This is a genomic window from Gemmatimonadota bacterium (genome assembly GCA_026387915.1).
Lineage (GTDB): Bacteria > Gemmatimonadota > Gemmatimonadetes > Gemmatimonadales > Gemmatimonadaceae > Fen-1231.
Map to the genome: position 1 here is coordinate 1 of JAPLKS010000018.1, position 14,515 is coordinate 14,515.

Consider the following 14,515-nt stretch of genomic DNA (forward strand, 5'->3'; position numbering starts at 1 on the left):
CCGGGGCCGCGAGGGTGACCGAGAGCGTCAAGCCGGTCGGCATCGCCGAGGCAATGCTCCCCGTGATCTTGGCACTCGACTGGTTGGTCGTAACGGAATAGGTCGAGCCGGTCGCCGTGGCCGAGGTCGGCGCGCTGCCGGTCGTCGCCGCGTTGATCAAGAGGCTCGGGGATCCCGAGACGCTGATCTGATTGATGGCATCTACCTGGAACGTTACAGTCTGCGTTGCGGTCTGCGCGAACCCTGTACGGCTGCCAAGGACCAGGAGGGCCGCGATCACAAACTTCGTGCTCATGTGCTTGTACACGGGGTCTCCTTGGAAAGGGGTTGAGGTCGGTTTTGACCTACGGGATAAGAATCGTCGGTTTTATTTTTGGTTGGGTTACACAATCCACACAACATCATTACACTTCTGTCATAGTCTCAGTCGCTAGAGTATGCTGCGGTAATTTTTCAGCGGAGGGATGTCGGTGCGCGCGCTCATCGTTGAGGATGATCGAACTATGCGCCTGCTCATGGAGCGACTGCTTCGTGAGCTCGGGTTCTCCGTGGTGGAGGAGGTCGAAACGGCGACCGGCGCGCGTGCGCGCGCGCTGACGACGGCGTACGACGTCATCATCCTCGATCTCCAACTCCCCGACGGCAACGGCGTGCCGCTCCTCAACGCACTGCGCCGCGCGGGGCGCGATACTCCCGTGCTCGTCGTCACGGGCACCCTCAGCAATGAAGTCACCGTGCGCGCACTCGATGCCGGCGCCGACGATTGCATTGGCAAACCCATCGACGTGGATGTCTTCAAGGCGCGTGTGCGCGCGCTCGTGCGCCGCGGCGGGGCCAAGCGCACGGAGCAGCTCGCCGCTGGCAACGTGGTGCTCAACCGGCTCGCGCGCGAAGTGTACGTGGGCACCGAGTTAGTGCCCTTTGCCGCACGCGAGTTTGCTTTTCTCGAGTATTTTCTGATGCGCGTGGGCGAAGTCGTGCCGCGTAGTGCGCTTCTCGCGCACGTGCTTGAGTTGGCCTACGACCCGGGCACCAACGTCATCGACGTGAACATCGCGCGGCTCCGCCGTAAGCTCGCCTCCGCCCGCGCCACCGTGACCATCGCCACGCGGCGCGGGGCGGGGTTCGTCCTCTCGGCGGGCAAAAAAAAGTAGCGGCGCGCGAGCGCCGCTACTTCACCCCGACTTCTCGCGTCCCGCTACTTCTTGACGATCGTCGCGCCCGTGAGCTGACCCAGAGCGCCAAGCGTGGTCTGCGCTGCGTTGAGTCCGAGCCGGAAGTCTTTGTCCGAGAACGTCGAGAACATGTCCGTCACCTGATGCCAGTGCGGATCCCAGCCGTTGCCGATCTGTGCGCCGCGCTCGTTTTCGCGCAGGCTCACCGAAGGCACAATGTCTTGGAACGGCCCTGAGTCGGTGTTCGTCATGTGGCTCCCCACCGAGGCAGGGTAATCGGTGGCGTATTTTTCGTTGGCCGCGTGCAACACCCACGCCAGTGCCTGTGAGCCGCTCACCATTTTTGACGCCACCTGAAACTCCACGTTCACGTCCGCTTCGGGGCGCTGCTCTTTCGGAATGGTGCCATCGGGGTTCGGCATGCCGTGATCAAACAGCATCATGTCGTGCTGGATCATGCCAAGCCATTTCGGCTCCGGATATTTGCCCGATCCCGCTGGGCTTTCTTTGCCCTGCAGCGCTTGGCGCTGGTCGATGTAGGCGCGCGCGCCGTTGAGCCCGGTTTCTTCGTTGTTCCAGAGGGCAAAACGAATCGTGCGCTCGGTGCGCACCTCAGGATTGCTGAAGATGCGCGCCAGTTCCATCACGATCGCCGTGCCGGAGCCGTCGTCGTTGGCGGCCTCGCCCCAGCCGTGGCCATCCATGTGCGCGCCCACGATGTACATCTCCTCAGGGTGCGTGCTGCCCACTTTGGTGCACACCACTTCCTGACGTTTGCCGGGCGTGGTGGGCTGTGCATTGAGCGCGCGAAGCTTGGGGTCGGTTTGCGCGAGTGAATCGTTGTTCACGCCGGTGCGCGTGCGCATACCACGTGGCCTCCCGCCGCCCTGCGCCACCAATGGCGCGCCACCGCGACCACCGGCTGCTCCTGCGCCACCAGCGCGCCCAGCGGCCCCTGCTGCACCCGCCGCACCAGCACCACCAGCGCGCGGGGCTGGCGGCTGAAAATCATAGGTGAGCCGTTCGACGTCAGCGCAGCCATAGCTCTTGAGTTGCTTTTCAATCCACTCCACCGCGGCCTGATTGCGGTCGGTGCCCTGGCGGCGATCGCCAAACTGCGTGAGCCCCTTGATCGTCGCCTTGTACCGCTCGAGGTCGAGTTGTGCCACCATCGACTTGATGGGATCGGTAGAATCGGCGGCGGCGGGCGCACCCTGCGCCGGCAGCGAAGAAGCGATGACGGCAACCAAACCAGTTGCCAGGATCGAGAAAGGGACGCGCATCGAACAACTCCCGGAATGTGGGGACGATCAGGCCATCGCCATCCAACCTTAACGCACGGCTACCATCGAATCGCTGAAACCGCCGCCCTCAGGGCAGGTGCTCGCGAATCCACTTCGCCGAGTAGTACAGCGCCACGCCACTCGCGACGGTGCTCAGAAAAAACGCCGTCATAATGCCGACCTTTGCGCCAAGCCACCACGCGATGCCGCCGGCAAACGAGGCCGCGAGCGTATTGATGAGCCACTTCACTTTCGACGTACCGATTTGGCCATGGCGATGTAGTCCGCCATCGGCGTTGCGGCGACGATGGCGCCGATGACATCGAGAGCGAGATCGTCGGCGCGTGTGAAGCGCACGCAGGCCTTTCCCATGTTCAGTTTCTTTCCCGCCGCCTTGAACCCATCGGCCAGTTTCTGCTGGAGCGGCTTGCTCCCGTACACATTCACCAGGTGGAGCGACAGGTAGTTCTTTTGCGGACCCATCGCCACATACCAGAGCGGGTGTCCATTGTAGGTGTCAGGGTAGGCGGTCAGCGGCACCACCCAGCAGGTGAGGCTTCCCTGCGCCACCTCCTTGTACCCCTTGGGGAGGTGTTGCTTCACAACCCGCTTCACTTTGGCCAATTCGGCGGCGGGAACCACCGCTGCCGCCTTCGGACCGGTGGCTTTCACGGTGACTTTCTTGGGTGTCACCTTTGCGCGAGCCGATACACGACCCACAACTTTCTTTCTCATGGCGTGCCTCCTACCGCAAAGCTACGGCTCGGCGGAGGGGCTGTCACGCCTGAATCCCCCCAGCGCTCGGCATTTGTGTCCCACGGGCCACGTGCCGATACTTGGCGCAGCACCTCGAATACCGAACCCATCCTGTGTCAGACATTTTCCTTGTTCGTCAGCCGGTCTTTGATAAGGCTGAAACAGCGGTTGGTTACGAACTCCGGTTCCGCGATAGCGGCGACGGGGGCGACGCCTTTGCGCGCTCGTTCCTGAGCGGCGGGTTCGACGTTGTGCGTGGTGGGCTCCCAGCGTGGGTGCGCGCGAGCGAACGGGAACTCGATAGCGAAATCTTCATGTCGCCGGACCCGAAGTCGCTCGTCGTGCTGTTGCCGCCCGACCTGCCGGCCACCGACGATCTCGTCGCCAAAGTGGCCAAACTCGCCGCTCACGGCATTTTGGTAGCGCTCGACGAGTTTCAGCGTCCGCAGAGTTCCACCGATCCGGTTCTCAAGTTCCTGCCGCACGCGGGCATTATCCGTATCGACCTTCGTGCATTTGACGTCGCCACCATTGAGCCGCTCGTTACGGCGCTCAAAAAGCAGCATAAAACGGTCGTCGCCGACCACGTGTTCGACGCCAAGACCTATCACGCCTGCGTCGCCGCAGGGTTCGACGGATTCCAGGGCCCGCACTTCGCGCGCCCGGAGCCGTTGCCGTCATCTGAACTCCCGACCTCCACCGTCGCCGCGCTTCGCGTGATGGCGATGGCCCGTAACCCCGACGTTTCTGAGCGCGAACTCGAGCGCGCCATCTCCTCCGACCCCGCGATCACCTTCCAGCTCCTGCGCATCGTTAACTCGGCGTCGGTGGGTGGGCGCGGGATCTCGTCGATTGCGCATGCGCTACGCCTCGCGGGGCGCGCCACCCTCGTGCGTTGGCTGGCGCTCGCTGCCTACGCCTCGCGTGCGGGCAAGTCGGGCATCACCGACGAACTCACCCGCCAAGCGGTGCAGCGCGGATTTTTCTCCGAAGAACTCGCCAAGCGCTCGCCGGGGCACGATGCAGGCACGGCATTCCTCGTGGGCCTCTTCTCGTTGCTCGACGCCGTCTTCCGCGTGCCGCTCTCCGAAGTGCTGGAGCGCATCAACTTGGCGGGCGAAGTCAAATCCGCACTGCTCGATCGACAGGGCCCGTACTCAGACGCCCTGCAGGTGATTGAGTCGTACGAACTGGGACTTTGGGAAGGTGCGGGCGAAGGTGCGCGGGCACTCGGGATTGACCCGAGCGCGCTCCCCGAGATCTATTCGGTCTCGCTCACGGCGGCCGAAGAGCTTGTTCCCTCAGCAAAAACCGCCGCCGCGTAACAGACGCGGCGGCGGTTTTTTGTTTGCGGCTTACGGAACCAGCGGCTTGGGCGGCTTAGCCGGCTTGCTGCCATTCATGCGCGGACGCGGACCGTTGGCCACCTCGACCGTCAACTGCTCGATGTAGTTGGTGATCTTGGCGTAGTGCGGATAATCAATGAACTCCGCCTCGTCGGTCTTCTGGTGATAGTCGCCGTGCAGTCCCGTAAAGAAGAAGGCAATCGGCACGCCCTGCAGCGCGTAGTTGTAGTGATCGCTGCGGCCGTAGATGTTGTTGTATCCCGACCACGAAATGGGATCGTCAAACTTGTAGTCGAGCGCGAGCGGCTTGGCCGTCTTCTTATTCACCGCGGCCACCGTCTCGCCGAGATCCTTCGAGTCAAAGAACGATCCCACCACGCCGAGGTAATCCGGCCCACCACCCGGCAGATCTTCGGCACGGCCACGGCCAATCATGTCGATGTTGAGCTGCGCCACGATCGAATCCATCGGCACCGTGGGATTGCGGGTGTAGAACGCGGAGCCCACGAGTCCCGCTTCTTCGCCCGTGTGCCACACGAAGAGCACCGAACGCTTGGGCTTCACCTTCATGGCTTGAATTGCTTCGGCAATCTCGAGCACGGCCATCGAACCGGAACCGTCATCGTCGGCGCCGTTGTTGATGGAGTCGAGGCGCGGCTTCGGCACGAGTTTGCGGATGCTGTCCATGTTGACATGGATCGTCGCCATCTGCGCCGGCGTGAGCGCGGTCATGTTGTTGGCGAGGAGGAGCTTGTTGCGTTCGTTGTTGAACGCCTTGAGCGAGTCCTTGTCTACCGGCGTGTTGAAGCCGACGTGATCGTTGTGACCGCCAATGGCCACGTACTGTCCACGTAGCGCCGGATCGCTTCCCGGAATGATCGCGACCACATTGCGCGCCCACTCACTCGGCAGTTCGGTGTAATCGAGCGACGCGTTGACCGTGCCACCCTTGATGCCGAGGGTGAGGCCGTCAATCGCGCGACCACCAAAGAGGGCCGCTGCGGCGCTCTTGGTAACGCGGATCTCAGCGGCGGGAGCCATGGCACCGAGTTGCGTACGCAGAATGGCCATCGAGTCGACGGGGGCATTCGGTGCGGCTCCACCCGCGCGCCCACCGCGCCCTGCGCCACCGGCCGACGCAATCGTCGGCGTATTGATGGCCGCGCGCTGCGCATCGGTCAGCGCGTCGAGATCAATCGTGGCCACGGCGGCCGCATCCACAAAGCGTGACGGCGCCGGCGGGGCAAAGCCACCACGTCCACCGCCACCCGCGCCACGTCCAGCGCCCGGCGCAACCGGAGCAGCCGGCAACAGCACCACGAACTTGCCCGCGGCCTGCGCGGCGGTAATCTGCTTGGTGGTGTCGCCCGCGGTGCCGCCGAAGATCACGTCGGCATTTGCCACGGCGCGCGGTGCGCGCGCGCCTGGGACGCCAACCCAATCTTTTTCCCACGCGAGCGGGTTGCCGTTGGCCGTCAGCCGCGAGTGGTTGGTGAACTGGCGCGTGTGGTAGGGGAGCACCTGAAAGAAGGTGCCGTTGTCGCCGGCGGGCACGAGGCCGAGTCGCTTGGCTTCGGCGGCGATGTAGGTCGTCCCCTTCATGTTGCCGACGCGGCCGACCTGCCGGCCCATCATGGAATCGTCGGAGAACTGATAGAGGCGAATTTGGAGATCGCGCACCGAGATCGCGGCCGTGGTCGGCGCGGGCTTCATTTTTTCGGGATTGCCGAAGGCGTTGAGCTTGCCCGCGGCCTGCGATGTGGCGGTGGCCGGAATCGCGATCGCCAACAGGCAGGCGAGCTTCGTCGAAATGCGACGCATTCATGCTCCAAGGTGAAGGATCAAACGACGGCAACGGGCCCCAGCGCTCACGCGCTGGCCCCGAGGTGTCTGCTGGCTGTACGCACCGTGCGTACTGGCCGTTGCCGGCCCGAGGGAGACCCTAATCAGGCCACTAACCGGTCTGGCGCCTCCTCTCTGAGTCGCCCCTGAGTCGCCCCTGAGTCGCCGAGGCGGCGACCGGTTTGACGGAACCGGCCATATACCATAGTGTACAAGATGACGCACCCTGCTTTGGAGCGCCAATGACCAGATTCGTTCGGGCCCTCTGCATTGCCTCGGCGTTCGCGGTGGCGTCCCCCGCGTACGGCCAGGAAAATTCGGGCAACGGTTTTCTCTTCCACACGCCCACCGTGACGTTTACGCTCACGGGCGGCTACGCCATGCCAACGGCGTCGAGCGACATCTATTCTCAGTTTCGCCAAGATCTCACGCTGAATCAGCGGTCCTTCGACGCTTTTAATTTGGCGGGAGAACTCGCGTTCCGGCTGACGGCGCGCACGGACGTGGTGGTGAGCGTCGCGTATGCGGGCGCCGACAAGCCGTCGGAGTTCCGGCACTGGACCGACAATCTTGATCTCCCTATCCAGCAGCACACGAGTCTTGCGCGCTGGCCGGTGACTGTCGGTGCCAAATACTATCTCACGGGCCGCGGCCGCTCGCTCGGTGACTTCGCGTGGGTGCCGGCACGGTATTCGGTATTCGTCGGTGCAGGTGCCGGTCTGATGGGATACAAGTTTCACCAAGAAGGCGACTTCATCGACTCCAAATCGCTGCACGTCTTTCACGACAGCTTCAACACCGAAGGTTGGACGCCCACGGGATACGCCTCCGGTGGCATGGATTACGCGCTCTCGCCCAAGTGGGCGCTCACGACGGAACTCAAGTACCACGTCGCCAGCGGCGATCAGGGGACGAGCTTTGTCGGATTCAATCGTATCGACCTGTCGGGGTTCAATGCCTCGGTGGGATTCACCGTTCGTTACTGAACCGGATGGTCCACATGACATACCTCCCGCCGTTCGTTCGTCGTGCTTTCTCGCTGCTCACGCTGTCCGCGCTGCTGTTGCCCGCGCGCACCGTCGCGGCGCAGGCCGCCGGTGACTCCCGCTGGCAGCCGTTCTTCGGGTGCTGGGAAGCGCCGGCGCCCACCATTCGGGTGATTGGCGCGACCACCGCGCCGCGCTCGCCATTGCGGTGCGTGGTGCCGAGTGGCGGCGGCGCGGACGTGATAACCGTGTCATCGGACGGGAAGATGACCGAGCGTCAGCACTTTGTGGCGGATGGCACTGAGCAGCAGGTCACGCGCGACGGGTGCACGGGCGTGGAAGGTGCGGGCTTCTCGAAGACCGGCTTCGTGGTGTACGTCCACAGCAGCTTCGAGTGCGAAGGCAATCTGCATCGCTCGGCGAGTGGGCTGTTTTCGATGACCCCCAAGGGTGAGTGGATCGACATCGAAGGGGTCACCTCCGGCAAGAGCACCGGAGTGCACGTGCTTCGGTTTGTGTCGACGGATGACCTCAAGGGTGTGCCGAGCGAAATCACCGAAGCACTCAAGGGGCGCACGTTGCCGGTGAGCGCTGCACGCACGGCGGCCATCGAACTCACGGCGGTCGACATCGCGGACGCTTCCATTCGTCTTCCTGAAGGCGTGGTGCAGGCGTGGTTGATGGAGCGCGAGCGCGGCTACGTGATCAAGGTCAATGCGGCCATGCTGACGGCGCTCGCTGATCAGGGCGTGCCGCCGAAAACCGTTGATGTGCTCGTGGCGCTCGCCTATCCGCGCGTGTTCGCGCTCGATCCCAGAACCAACGACGCGTCGTTGCGTGCTGCCGCCGAAGGTGGCGCGGGCGGAACAGAGTCGTCGCTCGCCAGCGGCAGTCGCATCTTTGGCTACGACGCCTATGGCATGCCGATCTACGACTACAGCGATCTGCGGCGTTGCCTCGCGTACTCGATGTCGTATTTGACGATGTGTGATCGCTTTGGAATGCTCGGCTACTCAGCGTACGGGTATGGCTCGTATGGTCGATACGGCTACGCCAATAACTACGGCTATCCGTGGGGCGGCGGCGGCTATCCTGGTGGCGGTTGGTATGCGCCGTCGGGGCCGGTCGTCGTCACGGTGCGGCCAACCGATACGGGGATTGCTGGTGGTTCGCCTGGGCATGTCGTGAAGGGCCGCGGCTATTCGGAAGGCTCGTCGACGAAGTCAGGGAATCCCAGCGCATCGGCTACGTCTGGTTCCGCCGGTGCTTCTGGCTCCAGCTCGGGCGCGGCATCGCCCGCCGCGAGCTCGGAACGCACCGCGAAACCGAAGCCATAATCCAAACGGCAGGACGGCATACAAAAAGACGGGTCGCCGGAACACTGGCGACCCGTCTTTTTTCTTTGTCCGTCGGCGACGCTGTGTGTCGACTGCGTGCGTTACTTGCCAGCGGCCTTCGGCACGAGCTTGATCGAGCCTGCCGTTGCTCTCGCCTTCAGCACCGCCATCACTTCGCTCAGCGGCAGCGGCGTGAACTCACCGCTGAGGAAATCGCGAATCTGCAAGACCGTCATTTTCTTCGGGAGCAGCAAACCAAACTCGGCGTTGAACTCGTCGGGGAGCGACGGGCCACCAGCGGCGCCACGACCACCGCCACCGCCACCGCCACCGCCACCGCCGCCGCCTCCTCCTCCTCCTCCAGCACCGCGTCCGCCCGCGCCAGCAGCCTGCGGGACCGCTTCCACCACGATGTTCGCCGCTTCCTTCTCCTCGGCGGTCATCACCGGCTCGGCGGCCGGTACGTTCCGCTGCGCGGCCTGCATTTGATACGCGGCCTTCACTTCGTTGAGCAGCGCGTTGGCGCGCGCGTCAATCAACGGTTCAAAGCCGGCCACACGCTTCTTGCCTACGTCAACGTTGGTCCAGAGCACGCTCGCCGTGCGCACCACCGCCTTTTCGATTCCGGCTTGGTGCACAATGGCGTTCTTGGCTTCTTTGTACGCGGTCGTCAACGCGGACGCATCGGTGGCGTCGGCGAGATAGCCGAGCCCCTTGGTGTGCGACTCGCCCATGCGCGAGAGTCCGCGACCGAGGTTGTCATTCACGACGCGCGCGGCCATATCGTCGGTGCCAATCGCGAGCACGGAGAGCGCACCGAGCCCAACAGCGGCCGCGCGTTTGTACTGCGTCGGATCCTGTTTGTCGGGCGTGTCTTCGGACGAGTGGTACCACATATCCGGCCAGGTAATGAACATCACCGCCGGAATCCCGTGCTGCATGTAGGTGACGTGGTCGCTCGAGCCGTAGTGCTTGTCAATCTTGATGTAGAACGCATCCTTGCTGCCGTGCGGCGACTCCACCGGCTGCGTGGGCGCGTAGCCGCTCAGCGAGCGACGGAAGCGCACGCGTTCGCGCGAGATGTCGGCGATGTACTCCATCACGCTCTGCGCGATGTCGTTGAGATAGCTCGGAAAGGTGTCGGGCGTGCGCTGCAACACCCAGAAGCTCCGGCTGTCGGCAATACGAATCGCTTCCATGTCGAAGTTGAGCGTGCCAATAATCACCGCCTTCTTTTCGGGATGCGCGGTGAGATACGCATTGGTGCCCTGAATTTCCGGCACCCACTGGAAGTTGATCGTGCGCTTTGGACGCGGCAGTTTGCCTTCGGCAATCAGCTTGATGTACGCACGGCCGATTTCGAGCGTCAGTGCGCAGCCCGAGTTGTCGTCGTTGGCGCCCTGCTTGATCACGCCTTCATACAGGTGACCACTGATGGCCACTTCCTGCGTCGTGCTGCCATCACCAGGAATCTCGGCGTGCACGTACTCGGCTTTGTTCGACACCTGCACGCTCTTGGTGATAGAGCGAATGGTGATCTTCTCTCCGCGGAACAGCAGCGCCTGCAGGTTGTGATGCGCTTCGGGCGTGACTGACCACGCCACCGTCCCCGGCTGCGCGTTCACGGTGCTCGAAACAATCTGCGTCGGGAAGTCGATGGCGCGCTGATAGCCAATGGCGCTTACACCAAGCACACCAATGGCGCCGCGCTGAATGGCCAACTGGTACGAGGACGAGGTGGAGCCGGAGGAGAGGACGAACTTTCCTTTCACGTCCTTGCCTTCAAAGTCCTGTGCTCGGCCAGCGGACACATCCACGAGTTCGGCGCTGAAATCGCCATTGGCATTTAGCGAGGCGAGCGCGAGCGCGATGTCGTGAATGTCAAAGAGTTTCGTATGCTTGGGCGTCGTCATCCAGAGCTCGCCCTGCGTGGGCTGCCACGCGGTGCCGCCGCTCTGGTACACCTCAATGGAGACATTGCTGAAGCCGTATTGCTTGGCGAAATCCGCCATCACGCGACTCTCGCGGTACGGTCCGCTGTACTCCTCGGGGAGTCGCACGCGCTGATACGGCACGAGCTCAAGGATGTGGTGCATCGCCCGCTCGCCCGAGACCTCATTGATGATCGCCGTCATCTGGGCCTGCGTGAGCAGCGTCCGGTCCTCGCGTTCCTGCGCAACGAGGAACACGGGGAGGGCCATCGCGATCGCGGCGATCGCGCGTGTCGTGCATCTCATGGTGGTTACGCCTGTGTAAGGGTGAAAACCTGTCTCTCATCTTACGACTTTCTGGCTCGTGCCGCTGAGCGGGGCAGGGCAGGCCGTAGCAAAAGGCCCCCCGCAGGAGGCGCTCGCTGTGAGGACGCCGGATGCGGGGGGCCTTTTGCAAAGGCCGGGTCGGCACGGAGCAACTCCGCGCCGAAAACAGAAACACCTACGGCTTCATCATCTTCTCACGCGCCGCGCGGAACTCGTTCCCCACGCGCCACTCCGGGAACTTCTCCGCGCCCGCCAACCGGTAGCCCATCGAGAGCAACAGCTTGGCATCCAATACTTCGCCGGAGAGATCCCAATCCTTCTTGATCTCGTCGGTCGGCTTGTGGTAGTCGTTATTGGTGTACTCATCGCGCTTCTGGCGACCGTAGCCTTCGGGCTTCCCGGTGTAATCAATGCCGCCTTCGGGATCAAAGGCCGGCACGCCCACCTTCGCAAAGTTGAAGTGGTCGCTGCGGTAATAGAAACCCTTTTCCGGCTCTGCATCCGGCCGCAGCACGCGCCCCTGCTCGGCGGCGGCGGCTTTGGCGTAATCGTCGAGCTCCGACGCGCCCAAGCCGATCACCGTCAAATCCTTGGTGGGTCCCCACTGCTGTGCGCCATCCATGTTGATGACCGCCACCGTCTTGGCCAGCGGATACACGGGCGTCACCGCGTAGTAGGCGGAGCCGAGCAGCCCTTGCTCCTCGGCGGTTACAGAAAGGAAAAGGATCGAGCGCTTGGGCGGCGTCTTCATCGCGACGTAGCCCTTGGCGATGGTCAGCAGCGCGGCCACGCCGCTCGCGTTGTCGAGTGCGCCGTTGTAAATGGAGTCGCCATTCACTTTGGCACCCACGCCGAAGTGGTCCCAGTGCGACGTGTAGATGACGTACTCATCCTTCAACTTCGGGTCACTCCCTTCGAGCTTCGCCATGGCGTTGTGCGAGTCCACCGTGCGCAGCGAGTTCTCGAGCGACACGTTGGCGGTGATGCCAAATGGCACCGGCTTGAACTCTTTGGTCGCGGCTTTCGCCTTGAGTGAATCAAAGTTCTGACCGGCCATCGTGAACAATGCTTTCGCTTGCTCGAGCGTGATCCAGCCTTCCACATCGCTGCGCGCCATATTCTTGTCGGGCGTTACGAGGTCGAACTGCTCAGAAACTCGGCCCTGCACCACGGCAAAGGGATAGCCCGCGCGTTCCGTCTCGTGCACAATCAGCACGCCGGCCGCCTTATGGCGCATCCCCTGTTCGTACTTGTAGGTCCAGCGTCCGTAGTACGTCATGCGCTGGCCGCCAAACTGCGCGGTGTCGGCGAGCGGCGGATCGTTCACCAGCACAACGATCGTCTTGCCCGTCACGTCGACGCCCTTGAAGTCGTCCCACTGGAACTCGGGCGCTTCCACGCCATAGCCGACGAACACCAGTTCTGAGTTCTTGAGCGCGGCGGTGGGCGCGACATGCTTGGTCCACGCCACAAAGTCGTCGCGCCATTTGAGCGACTTCGTCACGCCGCCCTTCGTGAAGGTCAGCGACGGCACGTTCTTTACCGTGATGCCGACAAGCGGCACGTTCTGCGCGTACGTGCCATCCGTGTTGCCCGGCTTGAGGCCAAGCGCTTGGAACTGCGAGGTGAGATACGCGAGCGTCTTGGTTTCGCCGAGGCTTCCGGGCTGGCGCCCGAGCAGCGAATCGGCGGCTAAGACGCGGATGTGCTGCATGATGGTCGCCGTATCAATCGCGGCCATGGCCTCAGCAGGCACCGGCGCCGCGAGAGCGGCGTCCGTGTTCGATGCGCCATCTTTGGGCCCGCACGCCGCGAGGGCGAGCAGGGCGGGGACGAGCAACGGAAATGCGCTGCGCTTCATGATGGATTCCTCTCAAAGAGCCCGTGTAAAGCGGGGATTGAACGGCGTGTGCTACCTAACGGACTGCCTCACGGTCGGTCGCGACTAGCGCGACCGACCGCCGCCGGAACCACCGCGTCCGGAACCGCCCGAGCTCGACCCACCAGGCCCGCGTGCACCACGTGCCCCGCGGCTCGGTCCGCTGCCGCGGTGCGGCGCTACGCCGCGGCTTGGCCCAGCAGAAGAACTGGTGTTGCCACTGCGCGGCGCCCCAGCATCACGCTGCGGACCGGTGCTCCGACTCGATTCCGAGCGTCCGGACTCGGCGCGGCTCGCGCCGCCACCACGTGCCGGACTGCTCCCCGGACGTCCGCCGCCCGACGACGGCGCACCACCACGACGCTTCGCCTTCTCCGCCGCGCGTCCGCGCTCTTCGGCTTTCCGCTTACGAATCTCGGCAATGCGTTCGGCAATCGGAATTTCGAGACGCCCTTCGGGCTTCGCCGAATAGTTGAAGTCGGGGAGCGTGACGCGCGGAAGGCGCTTGCCGATCGCTTTTTCGATGGCGCGCAAATCCGCTTCTTCGTCCGGCGCAACAAAGGTAAAGGCGTCGCCGGTGAGTTCCGCTCGCGCGGTGCGTCCCACGCGGTGGATGTAATCCTCGGGCACCGCTGGTACGTCGAGGTTCACCACGTGACCCAGCGCTTCCACGTCAATGCCGCGTGCGGCAATGTCGGTGGCCACCAGCACGCGGTACGTGCCATTCTTGAATCCCGCGAGCGCCGCCGTGCGGGCCGACTGCGAACGATTGCCGTGAATGCGTTCGGCGTTGATGCCGTGCTTCACGAGGTAATCGGCCAAGCGATTGGCGCGATGCTTGGTGCGCGTGAACACCAGCGCTTCCTTCATCACGTCCTTGGTGAGCAACGCCACGAGCAACGCGGACTTCAGCTCCTGCGTCACCGGATACACCGCCTGCGTGATTCCGACGGCCGGCTTGGACTGCCGTTCGACGTTGATCGTGACGGGCGACTTGAGCATCTCGCGCGTGAGCTGCGCGATTGGCGGCGGCATGGTGGCGCTGAAGAACAGCGTCTGCCGTTTGACCGGCAGATGCTTAATGACGCGACGGATGTCGGGGAGAAAGCCCATGTCGAGCATCCGGTCGGCTTCGTCGAACACCAGATGCTCGATGCCGGTGAGCTTGGCGTACGGCTGCCGGAAATGGTCGAGCAGGCGTCCCGGAGTGGCGATGATGATGTCCACGCCGCTCCGGAACGCATGTTCCTGAGGTCCCATGCCGACGCCGCCATACACGGTGGCAGCGGTGATGCCGGTGTGCACGGCCACATCGTTGATGCTTTCGAGAATCTGCGCGGCCAGTTCACGCGTCGGCGTGAGAATCAGCGCGCGTGTGGTGCCGCGCGGCTTCTCAATCAGCTTTTCGAGAATCGGGAGCACAAAGGCGATCGTCTTGCCGCTGCCAGTCATGGCGCAGGCGAGCACATCGTGTCCTTCGAGCGCCGGCGGAATAGCGTCGGCCTGAATTTGGGTGGGGCGGGTAAAGCCGAGTTCTTTCAGCCCACGCTGGAGGCTGGCGTGCAACTTGAGGGTTCCGAACGACAGAGTGGCATCCTGCGAAAAGAGAGGTGTCGGGGGTCGCTGGAGTCACTCTCCAGCGTGCGTCCCACC

At 63.5% G+C, this 14,515-nt stretch carries 12 protein-coding genes; 4 read left to right on the forward strand and 8 right to left on the reverse strand.

The genetic code is table 11. The features are described from left to right. The coding region (locus tag NTZ43_11955) for a hypothetical protein (GenBank protein ID MCX5767923.1) at positions 1-295 on the reverse strand (295 nt) is incomplete at its 3' end. Positions 296-464: 169 nt separating this feature from the next. Between NTZ43_11955 and NTZ43_11960 the strand changes: the two genes are divergently transcribed. Continuing rightward, positions 465-1,154 (forward strand): response regulator transcription factor, encoded by a 690-nt coding sequence (locus NTZ43_11960; GenBank protein ID MCX5767924.1) that lies wholly within the window; start codon positions 465-467, stop codon positions 1,152-1,154. A gap of 44 nt (positions 1,155-1,198) precedes the next feature. Here the strand turns inward: NTZ43_11960 and NTZ43_11965 are convergent, their stop codons facing one another. The 3 genes from NTZ43_11965 to NTZ43_11975 form a co-directional block, all read right to left on the reverse strand. After that, a complete protein-coding gene (locus NTZ43_11965) occupies positions 1,199-2,458 on the reverse strand; it encodes a M20/M25/M40 family metallo-hydrolase (GenBank protein MCX5767925.1) in 1,260 nt (419 codons plus the stop codon). An 88-nt stretch (positions 2,459-2,546) separates the two neighbouring features. Next, complete coding sequence (locus tag NTZ43_11970; GenBank protein ID MCX5767926.1) at positions 2,547-2,708, reverse strand: hypothetical protein; 162 nt, start codon at positions 2,706-2,708, stop codon at positions 2,547-2,549. After that, positions 2,705-3,193, reverse strand: a complete 489-nt coding sequence (locus NTZ43_11975; GenBank protein ID MCX5767927.1) for a DUF1801 domain-containing protein — start codon at positions 3,191-3,193, stop codon at positions 2,705-2,707. The genes NTZ43_11970 and NTZ43_11975 overlap by 4 nt, the downstream gene beginning before the upstream one ends. Before the next feature lie 134 nt (positions 3,194-3,327). Between NTZ43_11975 and NTZ43_11980 the strand changes: the two genes are divergently transcribed. Continuing rightward, complete coding sequence (locus NTZ43_11980) at positions 3,328-4,539, forward strand: HDOD domain-containing protein (protein MCX5767928.1); 1,212 nt, start codon at positions 3,328-3,330, stop codon at positions 4,537-4,539. 30 nt (positions 4,540-4,569) lie between these two features. Here NTZ43_11980 and NTZ43_11985 read toward each other — a convergent pair whose 3' ends face one another. After that, a complete protein-coding gene (locus NTZ43_11985; protein ID MCX5767929.1) occupies positions 4,570-6,381 on the reverse strand; it encodes a M28 family peptidase in 1,812 nt (603 codons plus the stop codon). 263 nt (positions 6,382-6,644) lie between these two features. Between NTZ43_11985 and NTZ43_11990 the strand changes: the two genes are divergently transcribed. Then, positions 6,645-7,388: a hypothetical protein gene (locus NTZ43_11990; GenBank protein ID MCX5767930.1), complete on the forward strand. Its 744-nt coding sequence runs from the start codon at positions 6,645-6,647 to the stop codon at positions 7,386-7,388. Positions 7,389-7,402: 14 nt separating this feature from the next. Continuing rightward, positions 7,403-8,725, forward strand: coding sequence for a hypothetical protein (locus NTZ43_11995; GenBank protein ID MCX5767931.1), 1,323 nt, complete (start codon positions 7,403-7,405; stop codon positions 8,723-8,725). A 101-nt stretch (positions 8,726-8,826) separates the two neighbouring features. Here the strand turns inward: NTZ43_11995 and NTZ43_12000 are convergent, their stop codons facing one another. From NTZ43_12000 to NTZ43_12010, 3 genes are all read right to left on the reverse strand, one after another. Continuing rightward, positions 8,827-10,962: a M28 family peptidase gene (locus NTZ43_12000; GenBank protein MCX5767932.1), complete on the reverse strand. Its 2,136-nt coding sequence runs from the start codon at positions 10,960-10,962 to the stop codon at positions 8,827-8,829. A 196-nt stretch (positions 10,963-11,158) separates the two neighbouring features. Beyond that, a complete protein-coding gene (locus NTZ43_12005) occupies positions 11,159-12,844 on the reverse strand; it encodes a M28 family metallopeptidase (protein MCX5767933.1) in 1,686 nt (561 codons plus the stop codon). An 84-nt stretch (positions 12,845-12,928) separates the two neighbouring features. Next, a complete protein-coding gene (locus NTZ43_12010) occupies positions 12,929-14,428 on the reverse strand; it encodes a DEAD/DEAH box helicase (protein ID MCX5767934.1) in 1,500 nt (499 codons plus the stop codon). Between the last annotated feature and the right edge of the window lie 87 nt (positions 14,429-14,515).

Coding starts and splice junctions, on each gene's coding strand:
- NTZ43_12000 (MCX5767932.1), bottom strand. CDS start 10,962: ATGAGATGCACGACACGCGCGATCGCCGCGATCGCGATGGCCCTCCCC.
- NTZ43_11975 (MCX5767927.1), bottom strand. CDS start 3,193: ATGAGAAAGAAAGTTGTGGGTCGTGTATCGGCTCGCGCAAAGGTGACA.
- NTZ43_11960 (MCX5767924.1), top strand. CDS start 465: ATGTCGGTGCGCGCGCTCATCGTTGAGGATGATCGAACTATGCGCCTG.
- NTZ43_11990 (MCX5767930.1), top strand. CDS start 6,645: ATGACCAGATTCGTTCGGGCCCTCTGCATTGCCTCGGCGTTCGCGGTG.
- NTZ43_11985 (MCX5767929.1), bottom strand. CDS start 6,381: ATGCGTCGCATTTCGACGAAGCTCGCCTGCCTGTTGGCGATCGCGATT.
- NTZ43_12005 (MCX5767933.1), bottom strand. CDS start 12,844: ATGAAGCGCAGCGCATTTCCGTTGCTCGTCCCCGCCCTGCTCGCCCTC.
- NTZ43_11965 (MCX5767925.1), bottom strand. CDS start 2,458: ATGCGCGTCCCTTTCTCGATCCTGGCAACTGGTTTGGTTGCCGTCATC.
- NTZ43_11995 (MCX5767931.1), top strand. CDS start 7,403: ATGACATACCTCCCGCCGTTCGTTCGTCGTGCTTTCTCGCTGCTCACG.